General features: G+C 63.1%; 14 protein-coding genes. 7 read left to right on the plus strand and 7 right to left on the minus strand.

Translation table 11 applies throughout. The features are described from left to right. Positions 1–43 precede the first annotated feature (43 nt). A complete protein-coding gene (locus tag ACE3PP_RS02035; protein ID WP_374377507.1) occupies positions 44–1126 on the plus strand; it encodes a BMP family ABC transporter substrate-binding protein in 1083 nt (360 codons plus the stop codon). A 69-nt stretch (positions 1127–1195) separates the two neighbouring features. Here ACE3PP_RS02035 and ACE3PP_RS02040 read toward each other — a convergent pair whose 3' ends face one another. Next, on the minus strand, positions 1196–3169 hold the full coding sequence (locus ACE3PP_RS02040) for an ATP-binding protein (RefSeq protein WP_374377508.1): 1974 nt from the start codon (positions 3167–3169) through the stop codon (positions 1196–1198). Positions 3170–3332: 163 nt separating this feature from the next. On the opposite strand from ACE3PP_RS02040, the gene ACE3PP_RS02045 reads away from it, so the two are divergent. Both ACE3PP_RS02045 and ACE3PP_RS02050 read left to right on the plus strand, forming a co-directional pair. Beyond that, positions 3333–4130, plus strand: a complete 798-nt coding sequence (locus ACE3PP_RS02045; protein ID WP_374377509.1) for a carbonic anhydrase — start codon at positions 3333–3335, stop codon at positions 4128–4130. Positions 4131–4141: 11 nt separating this feature from the next. Further along, positions 4142–5116 (plus strand): hypothetical protein, encoded by a 975-nt coding sequence (locus ACE3PP_RS02050; RefSeq protein WP_374377510.1) that lies wholly within the window; start codon positions 4142–4144, stop codon positions 5114–5116. Positions 5117–5126: 10 nt separating this feature from the next. Here the strand turns inward: ACE3PP_RS02050 and ACE3PP_RS02055 are convergent, their stop codons facing one another. The 5 genes from ACE3PP_RS02055 to ACE3PP_RS02075 form a co-directional block, all read right to left on the minus strand. Further along, on the minus strand, positions 5127–5789 hold the full coding sequence (locus ACE3PP_RS02055; protein ID WP_374377511.1) for a hypothetical protein: 663 nt from the start codon (positions 5787–5789) through the stop codon (positions 5127–5129). A gap of 76 nt (positions 5790–5865) precedes the next feature. Next, a complete protein-coding gene (locus ACE3PP_RS02060) occupies positions 5866–6432 on the minus strand; it encodes a DUF882 domain-containing protein (RefSeq protein WP_374377512.1) in 567 nt (188 codons plus the stop codon). 289 nt (positions 6433–6721) lie between these two features. Continuing rightward, positions 6722–8317 carry a gamma-glutamyltransferase gene (gene ggt, locus ACE3PP_RS02065; RefSeq protein ID WP_374377513.1) on the minus strand — a complete coding sequence of 532 codons (1596 nt, stop codon included), beginning with the start codon at positions 8315–8317 and terminating at the stop codon, positions 6722–6724. A gap of 19 nt (positions 8318–8336) precedes the next feature. Further along, positions 8337–9554: a FecR domain-containing protein gene (locus ACE3PP_RS02070; protein WP_374377514.1), complete on the minus strand. Its 1218-nt coding sequence runs from the start codon at positions 9552–9554 to the stop codon at positions 8337–8339. A gap of 95 nt (positions 9555–9649) precedes the next feature. Further along, positions 9650–11026, minus strand: coding sequence for a hypothetical protein (locus ACE3PP_RS02075; protein WP_374377515.1), 1377 nt, complete (start codon positions 11024–11026; stop codon positions 9650–9652). A 280-nt stretch (positions 11027–11306) separates the two neighbouring features. On the opposite strand from ACE3PP_RS02075, the gene ACE3PP_RS02080 reads away from it, so the two are divergent. From ACE3PP_RS02080 to ACE3PP_RS02095, 4 genes are all read left to right on the plus strand, one after another. Continuing rightward, a complete protein-coding gene (locus ACE3PP_RS02080) occupies positions 11307–13376 on the plus strand; it encodes a hydantoinase/oxoprolinase N-terminal domain-containing protein (protein WP_374377516.1) in 2070 nt (689 codons plus the stop codon). A gap of 203 nt (positions 13377–13579) precedes the next feature. Next, complete coding sequence (locus tag ACE3PP_RS02085) at positions 13580–15316, plus strand: murein L,D-transpeptidase (protein WP_374377517.1); 1737 nt, start codon at positions 13580–13582, stop codon at positions 15314–15316. Next, complete coding sequence (locus ACE3PP_RS02090) at positions 15313–15894, plus strand: tetratricopeptide repeat protein (protein WP_374377518.1); 582 nt, start codon at positions 15313–15315, stop codon at positions 15892–15894. The genes ACE3PP_RS02085 and ACE3PP_RS02090 overlap by 4 nt, the downstream gene beginning before the upstream one ends. Positions 15895–16021: 127 nt before the next feature. Continuing rightward, entirely contained in the window at positions 16022–18709 is a 2688-nt protein-coding gene (locus ACE3PP_RS02095; RefSeq protein WP_374377519.1) for a DUF2339 domain-containing protein, read from the plus strand. Positions 18710–18713: 4 nt separating this feature from the next. Here ACE3PP_RS02095 and pyk read toward each other — a convergent pair whose 3' ends face one another. Continuing rightward, on the minus strand, positions 18714–20132 hold the full coding sequence (gene pyk / locus ACE3PP_RS02100) for a pyruvate kinase (protein ID WP_374377520.1): 1419 nt from the start codon (positions 20130–20132) through the stop codon (positions 18714–18716). Positions 20133–20141 lie beyond the last annotated feature (9 nt).

The following is a 20141-nucleotide window of genomic DNA, read 5'->3' on the forward strand; positions in this document are numbered from 1 at the left end:
GAATCCATCCGCCAACATCTTCCCATCAAAGGAGGCATCCCACATGTCCATCAAACGCAGAACCTTCCTGCAGACCGCCGGCGCCGGCCTTGCCGCCGGCTCGCTGCCGCTCCTCGGCCGCAAGGCGCGCGCCGACGAATTCAAGGCGGGCTACATCTATGTCGGCCCGATCGGCGATTTCGGCTGGTCCTATCAGCATGATCAGGGTCGGCTGGCGGCGGAGAAAGCGCTGGGCATCAAATCGACCTATGTCGAGAAGGTGCCGGAGGGGGCCGATGCCGAGCGCGTCGTGCGTGAGCTGGCCGACACCGGCCACGGCATCATCTTCACCACCTCGTTCGGCTTCATGGACGCGACCTTGAAGGTGGCGCGCGACTATCCGGATGTGAAGTTCGAGCACGCGACGGGCTACAAGCGGGCCGACAACGTCTCGACCTATAACATCCGTTTTTACGAAGGCCGCTACATCCAGGGCGTCATCGCCGGCAAGATGTCGAAATCCGGCATCGTCGGCTATATCGGCTCGATTCCGATCCCCGAGGTCATCATGGGCATGAACGCCTTCATCCTTGGCATGCGGACGATCAATCCCAGCGCCAAGATCAAGCAGGTCTTCATCAATGCCTGGTACGACCCGGGGAAGGAAGCCGATGCCGCCAAGGCGCTCCTCGACCAGGGTGCCGACATCATGGCGCAGCACACGGATTCACCGGCACCCTTGCAGGTTGCGGCAGAGCGCGGCTTGAAGGGCTTCGGGCAGGCATCGGACATGATCAAATTCGCGCCGAATGCACAGCTGACCTCGTCGATTGATCATTGGGACGGCTATTACACCGATCGGATCAAAGCGGCGATGGACGGATCGTGGCAGAGCCAGGACACCTGGAAGGGGCTTGATACCGGCATGCTCAAGATGGCCGAATATGCCAACATGCCGGACGATGTGAAGAAGCTGGCGATGGATACTGAAGAGGCCATCAAGACGGGCAAGCTCACCATCTTCAAGGGGCCGATCAACGCCCAGGATGGCAGCCCCAAGGTGAAGGAAGGCGAAGTTCTGGATGACGGTGCTATCGCCGGCATGAACTGGCTGGCAGAAGGGGTCGAGGGCGACCTGCCGAAGTAAGCTGCCGCTCTTTCCGAATGATGAAATGCGCCGCCCGGGCCTTCCCGGGCGGCGCTTTCTGTTTGGGTTTCAGAGTTTCGACAGCAGGGTGGCGAGGGCCGCTTCCTGCTCAGCCGACTGCATGATGATCGGCTCCGGTTCCTCGTTGAAGCCGCCGGCCCGATGCAGGGTGGCGACATCTGCGCCGCAGGTTTGGCGCAGCGCCAACGACAGCAGCTTGGCGTCGATCGGTTTCGACACATAAGCGCTCATGCCGGCGGCAAGATAGCGCTCGCGGTCGCCGGCCATGGCATTTGCCGTCAGTGCAATGATCGGTATGGTTTCGAACCTGCCGCCGAGGTTGCGGATTTCGCGCGTCGCCATGATGCCGTCCATGTTGGGCATCTGGACATCCATCAGAACGGCATCGAAATGCCCGCGCTGAATGGCCGAAACGGCCTCCACGCCATCGACGGCCAGTTCCGTGCTGTGGCCCACGGCCTCCAGCATGGCGCAAATGACCTTCTGGTTGATGAGATTGTCTTCGGCGACGAGCAGATGCAGATGTCGGTCCCCCGGACCATCAAGCAAGGCCTGATCCTTGCTGCGGAACTGGCTGACCGATTGGGGAACGATCTTGGCTTCCTCAAGGCTGAGGCGCATCCAGAAATCGGAGCCGTGGCCGGGCTCTGAGCGGACGCCGACCGAACCGCCCATCAACTGCATCAGTTCGCGGCAAATAGCGAGGCCCAGGCCTGTGCCACCATAGCGACGGGTCATGGAGGCGTCTGCCTGGGTGAATTTCTGAAACAGGCGCGCTTGCACGTCGCGGTCTATGCCGATGCCGGTATCGCTGACGACGATCTCGACATCCCACATCCGTTCGCTGCGCTTTACGGCATCGACTTTCACCGTGATGTTGCCGGTATGTGTGAACTTGACGGCATTGCCGAGAAAGTTGGCCAGCACCTGGGCGATGCGCGCGGAATCGCCATAGAGCGCCTTCGGCACCTGAGGGGCGATCTCATAGGAAATGGAAAGGCCCTTCGAAATGACCGATGGACGCCACAGCGCGATGAGATCGTCGATCAACTCGCTGATAGCGAAGGGAGACATGCTGAGGTCGAGGCGTCCCGCTTCGATCTTTGATATGTCCAGAATGTCGTTGAGCAGCGACAGGAGGCCACGTGCCGAGCTTTCCAGCGTCAGAAGCTTGTCGCGCTGGTCGAGACTCAGGGGCGTGTTCTGCAGCATGTGTATCATGCCGATGACGCCGTTCATGGGGGTGCGGATCTCGTGGCTCATCGACGCCAGGAACTCGGACTTGATCCGGTTTGCTGTGTCCGCCGCGTCACGGGCCTTGCGCAGGTCCTGGTTGAGGACGGCGAGCTCCTCGCTGCGGCGGGTCAGGGCTTCCTCGGCGACGCGGCGTTCTATGGCATTGCCGCGAAAGACCTCAAGGGCCCTGGCCATGCGGCCGATCTCGTCCATCCGGTCGGTGAAAGGCACCAGCGAATTGAGATCGCCCGCCGAGAAGCGTTGCATCAAGGCGGTCATCCGATCGAGCGGACGGCTGACGAGATGAAGCGCTAGAAGCGTGAGCCCCAAGAGGACGAAGGCAAGCGCTCCGTTTGTGACAATCAGCGAATGGAGCGATGCACTGCGCTCCAGGTCAAGCGGTGCTCGGGAGAGCGCAACGCTGATCGTGCCGACCTGGCGGCCGTCGATGAAGATTTCGGACTCGGCGTCCACGGTCGCTTCGGTGTCGGCCGGCCGAATCTCGCTTTCCCCGGTTGCGCTGACTGCGACGAATTCCTGACCGCTCGATTCCTTGATGACGGCATGGGCGAAGCCCTCGACCACGCGCATGGCCTGCAACTGGTCCCTGGCCGCATCACGATCATATTCCCAGACCGCATTGGCGACGGCGCCGGCATAAAGCTGGGCAAGGTTCTTGGCACGCGCTTCAAGGCTGACGGAAAGGCGATCAGCCAATCGTCTGTCTTCCAGCACCACATAGGCGGCCTGAATGGCCAAAATGACGATGGCCAATGCCAACACCACCCTGGTCTTCAGACCGAAACCGCGCCAACGTTTCTGCATGCGCCGAGAATGTAGCAAATAGAGTTAATAGAAGATGTATTGGTGTGACGAATCCTTATCGGGAAGCAGCTTGGGGCGAATCGGACGATTTGGCTAGAGTTCCCAAAAGAGGGGAATGAGCCGCATGACTGGTCGATCTGTCAGCCGCCGCACGCTAATCGGGAAGGCGACCTTGGGGTCAATCGCCCTGGGTACTGGTCTTTCCGGGTTTGGGTTGTCCAATCTCGCCCGGGCCGAAGGGGCGCCGCACTGGTCCTATGAAGGACCGGAGGGGCCCGATCATTGGGGGGCTCTGTCCCCCGAAACCGCCGTTTGCGGCCGGGGTGAACGCCAATCGCCCGTTGATCTGGCGGGTGCCGGCATCGACAGTGGCCCCGACCTTGCCATCGCTTGGCAACCCTTCGATGCCTCGGTCGAGCATAACGGCCATACTTTGCAGGTCGCTGCACCCGGTGGGACGGGTAGTTCCCTTACCTTGGGTGGAAAGACATATGCCTTTCTGCAATTCCACTTTCACCATCCCAGCGAGCATGCCGTGGCCGGCGGACGCTGGCCGCTCGAAGTCCATATGGTGCACAAGAGTGAAGCTGGCGATCTGGCTGTTATCGGCATCTTCTTTCGCCCAGGGCGCGAGAACGAGATGCTGGGAGCCGTGCTTGCCGCCGCACCGCGCAGCAAGGGCAAGGCGCCGGTGTCCCGCGCCATCGACATGAACCGCTTCCTGCCGGCCGCGGCGACCACTTACCGCTATGCCGGCTCTCTGACGACGCCGCCTTGCAGTGAAATTGTCAGTTGGACCGTTTTTCGGGAGCCGATCGAGGCGTCCGTCGGCCAGATCGAAACCTTCGCGCAGCTCTTCCCGATGAATGCGCGGCCCCTGCAGCAGCTGTTCCAGCGTCACATCACGCTGGACATGTTCTAAGGATCTGCCGGATGCAACACCGCCTTGCCATCGTCTCGCTGTTCGCTCTCCTGGCCGGCTGCGGCACCGCCCATAAAGTGCCGGATGGCACCGCGATGACGCCCACGGTTCCGACAGACGGCGACGAAGCCGCCGCGCCGGTCGATCCCCGCTTTGGCGGCACTTGGTATGTCAGTGGCGTCTTCCCAGCGGCTGCCCACCAGGCCAGTGCGGCAGATCCCCATCTCGGCAGTGCCCTGACCATCGGGGCCGAGGAAGTGAGCGACGTCAATGGCCAGCGCTGCGTCACGCCGGCCTTCGCCACCGGCACGGCAGATGGCGCGTCGATCGGCCTCAAATCGGCCGCAGGCGGTTGGGACAGCCTCAACGTGACCTGCGCCGGTAAGGATTTTGCCGTCTTCCTGCGCCTGCCGGACCGGGCCGGCGAGGGCGAGGCGCTGATGCAGCGCCGGCCGGAAGGGCTCTATCTTCTTGAACGCGCCGAGGCGCTGCACCATCGCCTGCCGACCGAAGCAGTCGCGGCGATGCCGGTTGCCGCCCATGCCATGCCGCAACAAACGGAGATGGCGGAGACGCCGGCAGCGCCCGCGACTCACAAGGCGCCGGTGGAATTGGCGCCGAAAGTTGAGCCGGCGCCCGAAATCGCCGCCGTGCCAGCTGCTGTTCCCGAGGGGCCCGTCGCCGAGGCATCTGCCTCAAGCGAGGCAAAGGCATCCAAGCCGGCTGCATCCGCGGATTTGCCGGCCAAGGGCACGGCGATGCACCTTGCCTCCTACAAAGGCGAAAGTGCTGCCAAGCGGGGGTGGAAGATCTTGCTTGGCGAATATGACGAGCTCGATCCGCTGTCGCCGCTTTATGTCACCGTCGACGTGCCCGGAAAGGGACCGATGGTGCGCCTCTATGCAACAGGTGCGGCGCCGGCTGAGATCAGCCGAATCTGCGGCGAACTGCGGGCCAAAAAGGTCTATTGCGCACTCAATCCGTAAAGCGCGCCGCTCAGTCGTTCTTGGCGGGATCTTTCACTTCGTCCGCCGCGTCGTAGAGAGCAATCTCGCTGAGGTCTTCGAGCGGCGTCGCTGATTCCTCCAATGCCACGTCGGTCAGCTCGTCCATCGGATCCGACTCTGGTTCTGGCCCACCAACCACCTCTAACGGGATCGCGGCGTCCGCGCTCTCGCTCTCATCTTCCGGCTCAGTGGTCTCTGGCGCGGACTCGTTCGATTCCTGGGGTTCGGCTTCCGCGATCTCTTCCGTGGGTGAGGGTGCGGCGGCTGGTTCGGAGACCAGGGCGCTGACATTTTCTTCCAGCTTTTGCATGACGCTGGTGAGCGACGATTTCTGTCGTCCTTCGATGACCTCGAGCAGGGTCATCACCATGCTGCGCAGCTCACCATTCTCCTTGGCCAGCCGGTCGGCGCGGGCGGCTTCGCCGATGGCCTGTTCGGCCCTGGCGAGAGCCCGTTCAAGTTCGGAACCAAGATCGTCGATTTGTTGTCGGGCACTGTCGAGATCGCTTGCTTGCCGCGCCAGCGAACCTTCGACGATGCGGGCAAGGTCATTGAGCCGCAATTCCACCTTGCGGGCGAGATCGACGTCGCTCGCCAGCCGATCCCGCGCCGCGGCCACGCGCTGGCGCAGATCGTCGAGTTCCCCGCCCATATCTCACCCCGCTCAAAAGAAAAGGCCCGCATCATGATGTGATGCGGGCCGATCTCTGTCGAGGGGAAAGCGCTCGTTACCAGTGCCGAACGCGGCCGGTATCGACGTGGACGAAATCCGATTTGGGATAGAAGCCGACGCCGCCGGCCTTCATGGCCATGGCATCAAGGCGCAGATCGGCGAGCTTGACGTCGCGCAGGCGGATGTCGATCGCCTTGCCTTCCATGTGCATGCTGTGCTTGGCCACACCATTGCTGGCCGAGGCGAGCTTGGCGTTGGTCAGCGGGCTGCGGTAGCCGGAAATGATCTCGAACGGCTTCTTGCTGTCGGTGCGGCGGTGCAGGATCGTGAGCAGGTCGAACAGCTTCAGGTCCATCGAGAATACATCGCCGCTGCGGAAATCGCGCAGGATGTAGTTGATGTCGCTGACCGCGCCGCGATCATAGGAGCCGTTCTGCCAATAGGTGGCTTTCAGGATCTCGTCGGTATGCGTGTTGAAGAAGCCGAGGGTCCGGCTGTCGGTGGCGGTTGTTTTCGCCATGACCGAACGGGGCAGGAAGGTGAGTGCACCGGCACCCGCGAGACCCAGTCCCAGAAAGGAGCGGCGGCCGAGCAAATTGGCTGAATTCTGAGGTGATGACATTTCTTTCCAATCTCCCTAGGCGCCCGGAATGCCTCCGGAGGCCACTATGATCGCGTTGCTAGGTAAGACCGGCGCGAATCGTCCCCACGAGTTCCACGCCAATAATCCAACTCGGCCCGGTCGGCCCGGGCTGTGCCTCACAAAAGTTAAATTGAACCCCCAAAAGCGCCCGGATTTGGACACCGGTATGCAGCAAAGCTGGCACAGCCTTGCTGCAAATGCAAAGTAAAATTCACGTAACCGCTCCAGGCCCTTGGAATCACTTGGAAACCTGGAGCAGCCTAAAAGATTAATAGCCGAGAGCGCAGCCATCCTTGCGAGGGTCGGAGCCTGCCACTAGGACTCCTTTCTCCCAATCGATCCAGATCGCCTGGCCGCCACCCAGCGGGTCGGCAATCGGCTGGACCCGGTGACCGCGGCCGGAAAGGGCCTCAACAGTCGCTGCCGGGATGCTGCTTTCGACCCACAGGGTCCCTTCGTCATAGAAGGCGCGCGGGCAGTCGAGCGCCGCTTGCGGGTCCATGCCGAATTCCAGCATGTTGGTCAGGGCGTGGACCTGGCCGACCGGCTGGTAGTCGCCGCCCATGACGCCATAGGGCATGACCGCCTTGCCGCCCTTGGTGACCATGGCCGGGATGATGGTGTGCATCGACCGTTTGCCTGGAGCGATGCAGTTGGGGTGGTTCGGATCGACCACGAAGCAGGCACCGCGATTCTGCATGAGGACGCCCGATTTCGCCCCCATCTTGCCGCTGCCGAAGCCGTAATAGACCGAGTTGATGAAGCTCACCGCGTTGCGATCCTTGTCGACGACGGTGAGATAGATCGTGTCGGGATGTTTCGGGAACTGGCCGATGGCACCGAGATCGACCGCCCGGTTCGGCTGGATCAGATTGGCGAGCGCCTGGGCATGCGAGGCCGACAGCAAGCCGCTGACCGAGACCTTGGCAAAGGCCGGGTCGGCGATATGCGCGTTGCGTTCGCGGTAGGCGAGCTTCGCTGCTTCGAGCTGCAGGTGGAAACGGTCGGCGCCCAGGGGATCGGTGCCGGATTTATCCGCGCCATAGGCCTTGATGATGTTGAGCATCAGCAGCGCGGTAAGCCCCTGGCCGGGCGGCGGGCATTCCCACAGCTTGATGTCGCGATAGTCGGTCGAGATGGGCTTCACGTAATCGCCCTTGTGGCGCGCGAAATCCTCTGCCGTGTGCAGACCACCTAGCGCCTGCATCGAACGCGCCATATCATCGGCGACCCAGCCTTCATAGAAGCCGGCAGCACCCTTGGCGGCGATTTCGCGCAAGGTTTTGGCAAGGAGCGGCAGGCGCACCGTCTCGCCCACTTTTGGCGCCCGGCCATTGATCAGGTAGCTGCCGGCAGCGGGCCCATCGCGGCGCAGCTTTTCTTCTTCCTGCGCCCAATCATAGGCGACACGAGGGGCGACCGGAAATCCCGCCTCGGCATAGTGAATCGCAGGTTGCAGCAGCTTGTCGATGCCGAGCCGGCCGTGATCGGCGGCAAGCCGGCACCAGGCGTCGATGGCGCCCGGAATGGTGACGGCATGAACGGAGTCAGGGGTGATTTCGGTAAGCTTCTGGCCGGTAAAATAGCCGATTTCGGCCTTCATCGGCGCGGCGCCATTGCCGTTATAGGCGATGATGTCGTCGCTGCCATCCTTCGACAGCAGAACGAAGCAATCGCCGCCGATGCCGGTCATCGCCGGTTCGACAACGGCGAGAACGGCGGAAGCGGTGATGGCCGCATCCATTGCGTTGCCGCCTTCCCGCAGGCAAGCGATCGCGGCTGCCGTGGCGAGGGGGTGCGAAGTCGCGGCGGCACCATCGGTCGCATAGATCGGCGAGCGACCGGGCTTATGGAAATCACGCATGATGAATCCTGAAATCTGCTTAGGGGACGACGGGTGCGTTGCCCGAGCCGGATGAGCCCGGCGCGGTTCCAGCCCCATCCTGATCGTAGATCAAGGTGCTGGAGATATTGTTCGGTGTGATGGTGTAGGTGAAATCGAATGTGGCGTTGGGGTTGGGCGAACTGAACAGCTGCGCGCCCGGTACCGTTCCGGTCTCGTGGAGGCTCAGCCCTTGCGTGAAGGGATCATGCAGCAGCGGAAACTGGGTAACGAAGCCCTCATCCGTGTGGTCAATCTTCACCGTGCCGTCGAAACTGCGGGCAGCCAAATCGAGCGAATAGGTCAGGTAATAGTCGCCATCGCCGGAGGCGCCGGCGAAGGGGATGGCGCCACTGGCGTAATTGATGGTGCCGATCGGCATATTCATGCTGGCATCGATGAGACCGCCATCGTTGATTGGATCGGCATCCTCGAAATTGCGCTGGTCGACGGCAAGGAGGCGGCCGTCCTGGGTCGGCTGGCCTGATTGCCGCAGAATGTCGGTGCCGGTCGCGCGATTGCCGCCGGTTCCAGAGGCGCCGCCGGCAGGCACGAAAATCTCGGCAAAGCGGCGCTCGACCGCGTCGGTCAGTTCGCGCGGTTCGCTCAACGATCCATCCGGGCCGATCTCGACATAGAAACCAGCGCGCTTCAACACCACATCGCCCTTGGGTGAATGGAGGGTGACGGAACTCGGCCGTTTGCCGACATTGTTCTCGGCGCCGGTGCCGGCAAGCGCCACAACACAGCTGCCGTTGCAGGCGCCAAGCACGGTCGTGCCGCGCACGGTCAGCACGGCATTGGGCAGAGCGACCGTGGTTCCTTCCGGATTGCCGCGGGCGATGGCGCCGGTCACTAGGCGGAAGGCACCGCTCGCCAGGCTGGCATTGAGCAGATTACCGTCGGTCTTGGCCGGATCGTAGACGAATTCGTCGATGGTGAGTTGCGCACGTGGCCCCAACGTGATGGCCGATTCATCCAGCAGCATGATCTGCAGGCGCGAATCTGCCGACGTCGACAATGCGTCGCCCATCAGCAGGCCATCGCCAGAGGCAACGGCGACGGGTGCCGGCCCGCTTCTGGCCGGCGAGACCAGATCAACCTCGCCCGAAACGGCCCCGGCAATGCCCGCCGGCGTGCCGATTTCGGCCGCCGCCGGCAAGGGCGCCAGAAGCGCAAGGGTCGAACAGAGGGTAGCCATCCATCGGCTGCGTCGCATGTCGGCAACTCCTTGGCTGCGAGGTTCTGCCGCCATCCTGGCACTACGGACAGCATGCCCCGTTCCGGTCATTTTAGGCAAGTCTCCCAACATCTTCAGAACTCCCATCGCTTGCTGATGGTGAGACCGCCACGGACATTGTCATATTCATAATTGGTGATGTTGGAATCGGTCCGGAAATATTCCCCGTAGACGGACAATGTGAGTCCATTGAGCGCCGAGGGCCATTCTTCGGCGCCGACCAGCAATTGGACCGGGACACCCAGGGTCATACGGGCGCGATAGACCCAATCGTCTCGATCAGTTTCACCGGTGATCGGGTCGGCCATGTCGTAATTGTCGTATTCGCCGAACAGGTCGGTCATCAGGAAGGCGCCGCCGCCGATGAGCCAAGTGTGGTTGAGGTTGAGGCGCTCACCCACATAGCTTTCCCAATCCGAATCCGAGTTGTAGCCGTGATGCGTGAAACTGACGGTCAGCCGGTGATCGGTGCCGATGTAGAAATCAGCACCGGCGGTGATGCCGACATCGCCACCCGATTGCAGATCGCCCGCCGGGTAGAGATCGGTATTGTCATAGTCGATCCAGTTGAGATCGCCGCGCAGCCACAGATTGACCGGATCGCTCACGCGCATGTCGGCCCTGAGGCTGCCGCCGATGCTGTCGATATAACTGTCACCGCCCAGGAACAGGTGATCAAAGGTCAGCGTGGGGGTCAGGAAAATTGCGCCGAACTCGAACCTGCCACCGGCCTGCGCGGTAACGTCCAGCGTGTCGAAGTCGTCCAGTTGGAACTGATCCGCGCCATAGGCGCTCACCGTGGCAAAGAGCGTGTTGCGGTTCTGTGTCGCCAGATCATGCTCGATGCCGAAACGCAGCATGCCGGTCATGCTGTGATCGTCTTCCTTGCGGCCGTTACCGGTCAGATCGTAGGTACCGAGGAACGTCCGCACCTGCCCCGAATTGGGTGCGCCGGAACGGTTGGTGTCGTACTGGTAGCCGATACTGGTCAACAGCGACATGCGCGTGCGCTGATCGCGTCGCTCAAGTTCGGCGGCATAGCGTTCGATGCCGCGCCGCAGTTCGGGGTCGAGGTCGAGTTTCAGCAGGTCGGCGAATTCCTTCTGGGCTTCCCTCAGATTGTCGAGGCGGAAAAGCACGATGGCGCGCAGCGCCCGGATATTGGCCTCGTTGGGGGCAAGCAGGATAAGCCGGTCCAGCGTTGCCGATGCACCGAGCAGATCCGACCGGCGGATCTGTGTGATGGCATAGAGGTAGGAAAGCTCGACATTATCCGGATCAGCCAACACCTGGTCATAGGTCACCGGTTTTGTCTCCGGCAGGCCATCCTCGGTTTCGGCCTGAGCCGGGACGATGTGGAAGGCCAGTGCCAGCAGGGCCACGCCCAGGATGGCGGCAACCCGGTCGATGGAATGCAATTTGCTCGTTCCCGAGCGCGCGCGCGTCATCATGCTGTCCCCTAAATGACATGACGGCTTCACGGCGAACCCGGCGCCTCGTCCCCGCGCCCGAATCACTCGATGTCACCCAATACTAGGACACTTTACGCGGTTGAACGGGCGCCCGCACCCGTCTCTTGCTGGTTTGCCGGGCGATTTGGAGCTGCCGGACATTGTCAGGACGTCCTGATTTGGCCAGATTCCGACGCCCCGTGGCTTGACCGCCGCTTTCATATCGCGCCAAATCCACGGTAAATCTGACTATTCCGCTCAACTTTGCGAAGGATTGATCGTGCCCATTCTGCTTGGCCTGGATACCGGTGGCACCTACACCGATGCCGTTCTGTTCGATCAGGCCAAAGGCGCCATAGGCAAGTCGGACACCGGCGAGGCTCAGATCAGTCAGGTTCATGGCGGCGTGCTGGCAACGGCCAAATCGCTGACCACCAAGCATGATCTGTCGATCGGCCTCAAAGGCGCCATCGAGGCTGTTTTGCCGCGTCTGCCGGCGGGTGTGCGACCGGCCGATATCGCCCTGGTCTCCATGTCGACGACCTTGGCCACCAATGCCATCGTCGAAGGGCACGGGGCACCGATCTGCTTGATCCTGCTCGGCTACGACGCAAAGTCCCTGGAACGTGCTGGCCTCAAGCAGGCCCTTGGCACCGATCCCGTCGTGTTCGCGGCCGGCGGGCACAAGCCGACCGGCGACGAGCAGGCACCGCTCGATATCGAGGCGGTGCGCGCGGCGGTACTGGCGCATGCGCCCAAGGTCGCCGCCTTTGCTGTCTCCGGCTATTTTTCGGTCCGCAACCCGGCGCATGAGATCGCGGTCCGGCAGATGATCCGCGACCTCACCGACAAGCCGGTCAGCTGCGGCCACGAACTGACCTCGAAGCTCGATGCGCCGCGCCGCGCCTTGACCGTGGCGCTCAATGCCCGCCTCATTCCGCAATTGCAGCAGTTGATCCGCGCCGTTGGCGGGTTGCTGGCGGAACAGGGCATCAAGGCGCCGCTGATGGTGGTGAAGGGCGATGGATCGCTCATCGACCAGCAGGTGGCGCTGACTTGCCCGGTCGAGACAATCTTGTCCGGCCCGGCGGCGAGCCTGGTCGGCGCGCGCCATCTGTCCGGTGCCGATACTGTCATGGTTTCGGACATGGGCGGCACCACCACTGATATCGCCATGCTGCGGGATGGAAGGCCCGTCCTCAACAAGGAAGGTGCCGTCGTCGGCGGCTGGCGCACGATGGTCGAAGCCGTTGCCGTGCACACGTTCGGGCTCGGTGGCGACAGCGAAGTACGGATCGACGAGCATCAGGGCTTCATGGTGGGACCACGCCGCGTGGTGGCGCTCAGTCTCCTGGCCCATCTTTATCCCTATGTTCTGGAGACTTTGCGCGCGCAGTTCGCGAGCGAAGATATGATGGCCTATCGGGGGCAATTCGCCCTGCGGCAGCGCCCCCTCGACACCGGCGCCGAGGGGTTGAGCGAAGGGCAGATGAAAGTATGGGAGGCGCTGGCCAACGGGCCGGTAGCGCTGTCCGACCTTATCTTCAGCCCGGCGATCGGCCGGCATCTGGCCCGCCTGGTGGATCGCGGCCTTGTCATCATCAGCGGCCTGACACCGTCGGATGCTGCGCACGTGCTGGGCCGACAGACGAGCTGGTGCCGGGAAGCAGCCGAGATTGGCGCCGAATTGTTCCTGCGCCGCACGCCGCACGCTGGTTGGGTCCCACCCGCTGACGGCAAGGCGCTGGCCGAGGCGATCGTCGAGCAGGTCGTGCTGCAATCCGGCCGCGTGATCCTGGAAACGTCCCTGGCCGAGCAGGCCGGGATCGACCATCACCATTGGGGAACGCTGGGCCGCTACCTGGTCGACCGTTCGCTCAGCGCCGAACAGGCACCGAGCGATCTCATCAACGCCGCCCTGAAGCTCAATTTCCCGCTGGTCGCCATCGGCGCGCCGGTCGGCTCCTATTACGGCGAGATCGCACGGCGCTTGCGCACCGAACTCATCATTCCGCCCCATGCCGATGTCTCCAATGCGGTCGGTGCGGTTGCCGGCGGCGTCATGCAGCGTGTCGCCATCACTATCACGCAGCCGACCGAAGGCGTCTTTCGCGCCCATCTGCCCGGCGGCCTCAAGGATTTTATCGACCTCGAAGTGGCGGCCGCTTTTGCCAGGGATACGGCGGCAAGCGAAGCCGAGGCGCTGGCGCGCAAGGCCGGCGCCAGTGAAATCGAACTTTCGCACGAACGGGCGGACAAAGTGTTCGAACAACCGGGCGGCCTGAAGATCTTCATGGAATCGCAGGTAGCGGCGACCGCCTTTGGCCGACCGGCTCTGGCGCAGGGCTGAAGGCGGTCACCGGCCTGAAAATTCGCGTCAGCTGGTCCGGAATCTGTGCTTTCCATCACATTTCTCAGCTTCCTGGGGTGTGGCGCGTGAGGCGCATCACAAGGTCGCGGGGCTGGTGCTGACGGCCCATTCCTGCTCATATATAGCGGGGGGCGACAAGCGGCGGGAACTCCGCTGCATGACGTAATTGGGATGACAGCATTATGACGCGTTGGATCAAATCACTGCATTCGGCCTCCTTTTTGGCGCTTGCCCTGGCCATGGGCGCCGCCCAGCCGGCTTGGGCCGAGCGCTCCGGCGACCCCATTCAGCCCCCGGCCGGGACGGGTGCCGCCACTGTGGCGCCAGCCCTGTTGCATGTCGCCGGCCTCGACGATGCATTGATGGCCCTGGCCAAGGACCCGCTCTTTGACGGCCTGCCGGTCGATTGGGCCGGTCTCCTCAATTTTTACGCCGAGAATGGCGGCCTGGCCCTGTTCACGACGCCGACGGGGCTGAGCCCGCTCGGCGAGCAGTTGCGCGAGCGCCTGCCGGTTGCTGCCGCGGTCGGCCTCAAAGTGCCCGCCCCAGTGCAGGCGGCCGTTGCGGCGCTGCTCATGCCGAACTCGCCTGAAACGCAAGCCAAGTCTGAAGCGCTTCTTGCCGCGGTCTTTGTCGGCGCCGCTGTCGATGCGACGACCGTGATGGGCGATGCGGATTCCCGCGGTGCCCTCGTCATGAACAAGATTGCCGACGCGCAAGCCAAGGGCCCAGCCGGGACCAAGGCACTGCTCGATGATGAATTGCCGACCTATTATCGCTTTTGGTCGCTGCTCAACTACCTGCCGACCCAGGTCAGCTATCTGGAACGTGGCGGCTGGCCCAGCGTGCCCAGCGTCAAGAAGCTTGAGCCGGGCCAGTCGAACGACGTGGTGGCTGCCATTCGTGCCCGCCTTGGCGTCACGGGCGAGCTCGCGGCGGCCGATCTCGGCAGCGGCAATCTCTACGATCCCAAGCTGGTTGCGGCGGTTGAGCTCTTCCAGCGCAATCACGGACTCAACGACGATGGCGTCATCGGCGGTCGCACCATCGAGGAAATGAATGTCAGCGCCGAGGAGCGCGTGCGCCAGATTCTCCTCAACCTCGAGCGCATGCGCGAGGAAGGGCCGAAGTTCGAGACACGCCATCTCATCGCCAATATTCCGTCGCAGGAAGTGAAAGTGATCGAGGGTGGCAAGGTCACCTTCTATACCAAGGCGATCTTCGGCAAGCTGGAACGCAAGTCGCCGACCTTGTCCTCGGTGATTCACACGGTAAAGCTCAATCCGGACTGGACGGCACCGGCCAAGATCGCCGCGATCGATGAAGTGAAGCGCGAGCGGGCCAACCCGGGCTTCCTCGAAGCCAAGGGCTTCACCATCTATGACCGCAGCGGCAATGTGGTGAGCCCCAGCGCTATCGACTGGCACGATGTCGGACCGGGTAACTTCCCCTATACGCTGAAGCAGGCGCCGGGGCCGGAAAACGCCCTGGGTCCGGTGAAGTTCGATTTCCCGAACGATCACGCGGTCTTCCTGCACGGGACGCCGACGGTGAAGCTCTTCGACAAGCAGGACCGCTACTTCAGCTCCGGCTGTGTCCGAACCCAAACACCGATCGATCTCGCCAAATTCGTCCTCAAGGACGATCCGGAATGGCCGGCGTCACGCATCGACGAGGTGCTGAAGACATCGAAGACGACCCTGGTGCAGCTCAAGAATCCGCTGCCGGTCCACATCACCTACATGACCGCCTGGGTCGACGAGGATGGCGTGATGCAGTTCCGCAAGGACGCCTATTCCTATGACGACCTGCCGTCGCTCCCCAGCGGCATCACGGAGCAGATGGTCGCTTCGAACGAGAGTAAGAGTGTGACGCCGCAATTGCCCGGTACGCCCGATCGCGAGGGGCACGGCAAATGAGGCGATCGCTTTCGGCTCTTGCCCTTCTGCTTTCGCTTACCCAGACGCCGTCGGCCTTTGCCGACGGCGTTGCCGGTCTCAAAGCCTATGAAGCCGGCGACTATGCCACCGCGCTGAAAGAGTTTCTGCCGCTTGCGGAAGCCGGACAGGCCTCTGCGCAAGCAGCGCTCGGGCAGATGTATCTCGACGGTCACGGTGTGCCGCAGGATCCGACCCAGGCGGCGATCTGGCTGGAGAAGGCAGCCAATGGCGGCAATGCTCGTGCCCGGGCGCAGATCGGCGCGCTCTATGCGACCGGAACCGGCGTTCAGCAGGACGAAATGAAAGCGTCCTACTGGCTCATCAAGGCCGCCAACCAGAATGTGCGCCAGTCGCAGCGGTTCATGGCCATCCGCTTCTATAAGGGCGAAGGTGTCCCGCAGGACAAGGCGCAAAGCTTTCTCTATGCGGCCCTTTGTGCCAAGCAGGGCGATCCTGATGGCCAGGCGTTGCTCAATCAGCTCGCGACTGAGATGACGCCCGAGGAAAAGCTCCGGGCCCAGGCCCTGCTGCAGGCCTGGCAGCCAAGCGTCAACTGACCACCGGTTCTCTTCGAACCGGACTATTTTCTGCGCCAATGTGAATCACTGTTGCACCCACGGTGCCGCGAACTGTCCGGCACCGTGATAGCATGTGATCGGTTTCAGCCATCGGGGTGGTCCCATCATGGACGACGTCTTCGAAATTCTCTTCGGGTTGATCGGCATTCTGCTGGGTGGCTTTGCCATCCTGGTGATGCCCTTCGTATCGTTCATCTCATGGCGCCGCGGCTTGCGTCTGGAGCGGGAGCTCAAGGCCCTGCGCCAGGAAGTTGGCCTCCTGAAGAATCAGGCTGCAACGCTTTCCGGGGAAGATGTGGTCGTGAGCGTTGCAGCACCCGCGATCGCCACGGAAGTCCCGCTTGAAGTGCCGCCATCCGCACCGCTGGCTGAACCCGCGGAACCGATCATGGCAGCGGCGATCAGCATCGACGTGCCGGTCGAGGCCGAACCCGCAGCTGCGCTTGAAGCCGCACCGACACCCGAAGATGCCGTGCCGGGGGCGGTGGCGCCCAAGGATTTCGAAGGTCGCCTCGGTGGGCGCATCTATGGCTGGCTGGGTGGTGTGGCGCTGGCCCTGGCCGGCATCTTCCTGGTGAAATATTCGATCGAGCAAGGCTGGCTCTCGCCGGGGGTGCGCGTCGGGCTCGGCATCGTTTTCGGCCTCATCCTTCTTGGTGTCGCGCAATGGATGCGCACGCAATCCAATAACCTGTCGCAGGCCCTCACCGCAGCCTCGGTGGCGGTGCTCTATGCCAGTCTCTTTGCCGCGACCGCCCTTTACGACCTGCTGCCCACGGCTTTCGCCTTCATCGTGCTAGCGGCACTTACCTTTGCCGCCATCGCCCTCGCCTTGCGCGAAGGGCCGTTCGTCGCCTTGGTCGGCTTTGCCGGCGGTTTCCTGACGCCTGTCTTCGTCTCGACTGGCGAACCCAATTTGCCGGTGCTCTTTGCCTTCCTCTATTTGCTGCAACTGGGTGGCCTCTCGCTGCTCAACAAGCGCGGCTGGTGGTACCAGGCAGCGATTGCCGATGCGGGCGGGCTCCTGTGGGCGGCCCTCGGCATCACGTCGCTGCAGGGTGACGCCACCGTCAGCGGTCTCTTCGCGATCCCGCTCTTCCTCATCGCGACCTGCTGGACGGCGATCTGGGCGCTGGAGGCGCGCGGCGGCGCCCATCGGTCCGCTGAGATGCGCTGGACCACACGGGGGACCTCGATCGCCAGCTTCGCCCTGATGGCGCTCTATCTCAATTTCTACGGATACCAGCCGATCGACTGGCTGCTCGCCTTGGTCATGCTGGCGGTCCATCTGCTGGCGGCACGGCGCTGGTCAGCCGAGGATGTCCCCGCCTTCGTCGGCACCGCCATCCTCATCGGCGCTTATGCCCTGTGGCCGGCAACGCTTTGGGACCCGAACACGGCGACGGTCGTGGACCGCAGCGGCGAGATGATCGTGCTTGGCCTCATCTTCGGTGGCGCGCTGCTCTTCGGCGGCTGGTACTTCGCGCATGGCGCCCGCTATCCGACGCGGTGGGCGGGCCTCTCCGTGTTGGGCTCGGCTTTCGTCTTCGGCGGTGCCTATCTGCAGCTGCGCGATCATCAATTGATCGTCACCTGGCCGGTGCTCGCCGTCCTCATCGCGGCCCTCCATATGGGGTTGGCGCAGCGGCTCGATCATCTGCGCCGCGCGGATGCCCACTATGTCGGCGCCTTTGCGCTGCATTGCCTGGCGGTTTCCGGCTTCATCGCCATCGCCATTCCGATGCAGCTCGAGAATTCCTGGGTTGCCGTCGCCTGGTCGTTCGAACTGCCGATCATCGCCTGGGTGGCCAACCGGCTCGACGTCGCCTGGCTGCGCCGGGCCATCTGGCCGGGCATCGCCCTCATTCTCGGCGGCATCTGGTTTTCCGGTTTTCCGGCCGGCGACACGCTGGTCTTCAACTGGCTGCTCTACGGGCTCGGTGTGCCGCTGCTGGGTTTCGTTGCCACCAGCTATCAGCTGACAGCGACACCGGAGCAGAAGATGCGCCGCGTGCTGCAGGCGCTGGCGGCTTTGCTCGGCTTCGGCCTCATCGGGCTCGAGGTGGATCACTTCTTCACGCATATTGACGTCACCGATCCGGATTTCCTGACGCATGGCGTGCAGGCGATCGCCTGGCTCGTCGCGGCACACCTCATCTTCGTGATCGGCGACCGGCGCAAGGCACCTGTTCTCTATGATGCGGCGCTTGTCCTCGCGGGGTTTGCGGCCCTTTGGATCCTTGCCTTTCCGCTTTTCTTCGATCACCCGCTGTTCAACACGATCGATGTGGGCGGAACGCCCTTCGTCAACCGGATCACCTTGATCTACGGCGCGCCGACCTTGCTGCTGCTGGGCCTGGCGGCAACCCTGATGCGCCGGTCGGATCTGGGGCAGAAGGGGCGCATCGGCTATCGTATCGCGGGCGTCTATGGGCTGTTCCTCGGCTTCGTCTGCATCAGCCTTATCGTGCGCCAGTTCGTCCACGGCAATATCATCACCATTCCGCTGTTCAGCGGGGGCAACAGCACGACCGATGGCGAGCTTTACGGCTATTCGGCGGCCTGGACGCTCTATGGCGTGGCGCTGCTGGGGCTCGGCGTGAAGATGCGCTCGCAGGCTTTGCGCTACGCCTCGGCCGTGGTCGTCTTGCTCACCGTGCTGAAGGTGGGCCTGATCGATGCCTCGGACCTCACCGGCCTTTACCGGGTGGCGAGCTTCCTGGGTCTCGGCGTAGCCCTCATCGGCATCGGCTATCTCTACCAGCGCATCCTGTTCCGGACGCGGGCGGAATAGCGCGTCATTCTTCGACCCAGGCGACGCGCAGGATGTTGGTTGAACCCGGTGTGCCGAGCGGCACGCCGGCGGTCACCACGATGCGGTCGCCGGCCTTGGCGAAATCCTCGCGCAGGGCAATGCGTGTCGCCTTTTCGGCCATCTCGGAAAAGCGCTTGAGATCGGCTGTCACCACGCAATGCGTACCCCAGACCAGGGCCATGTTGCGCGCCGTTTCCAGCTTAGACGTCAGGCACATGATGGGGACGGCCGGCCGTTCCCGTGCCATGCGCAGGCCCGTCGAACCCGATGTCGTGTAGCTGACGATGGCTGCCACCGACAGGGTCTGTGCCACCTGTGCCGCAGCTTGGCTGATGGCATCGGATTCCGTGGCTGAGTGATCCAGGCGCTGGGCTTCCAAGATGCGCCGGTAGAAGGGATCGCGTTCCACCCGTTCGGCGATGCGGTTCATCATGGCGACGGATTCCAGCGGATATTGTCCGCTGGCGGTCTCGGCCGACAGCATCACGGCATCGGCGCCGTCATAGACGGCGGTCGCCACGTCCGAGGCTTCGGCCCGCGTCGGTGTCGGCGCGTTGACCATGGAATCGAGCATCTGCGTTGCCACCACGACCGGTTTGCCGGCAAGGCGACAGGCTGCAATGATCCGCTTCTGCAGGCCCGGCACATCCTCGGCCGGCATTTCGACGCCCAGATCGCCGCGCGCCACCATGATGGCGTCGGAAAGGTCGACGATCTCCTCAAGCTTCTCGATGGCGGCAGGCTTTTCCAGCTTGGCGATGATGCGCGCCCGCCCGGCGATGAGCTTGCGCGCCTCGGCCACGTCTTCCGGCCGCTGCACGAAAGAGAGCGCGATCCAATCGGCACCGAGATCGAGAGCGAAGGTGAGGTCGGTCCGGTCCTTCTTGGTGAGCGGCGACAGCGGCAGCACGACGTCGGGCACATTGACGCCCTTGCGGTCCGACAATTTGCCGCCGATCTCGACCTCGCACTCGGCCGCATCCTTGGCGGCCTTGAGGACCCGCATGCGCAGCTTGCCGTCGTCAAGCAGCAGGGTAACGCCGGGCTTCAGCGCCGACAGAATTTCGGGATGCGGCAGCGGCGCGCGGCGTTGATCGCCCGGCGCGGCGTCGAGGTCGAAGCGGAACTTCTGTCCCGGCTCCAATGTGATCGAGCCGTTCTCGAACTGGCCGACACGCAGTTTGGGACCCTGCAGATCGACCAGCACGCCGATCGGCCGCTTCGTCACCTGCTCGATATGGCGAATGATGTCGTAGCGCTTCTTATGGTCGGCATGGCTGCCGTGGGAGAAGTTGAGGCGAAAGACATCAACGCCGGCGAGGAACAGGGCTTCGATTTCGGCCTGCGAGGAACTGGCCGGGCCCAAAGTGGCGACGATTTTTGCCTTGCGCTGACGTCTCATGGATCGCGG

Source organism: Dongia sp., from assembly GCF_041910485.1.
In the GTDB taxonomy this organism is placed as follows: Bacteria; Pseudomonadota; Alphaproteobacteria; order Dongiales; family Dongiaceae; genus Dongia.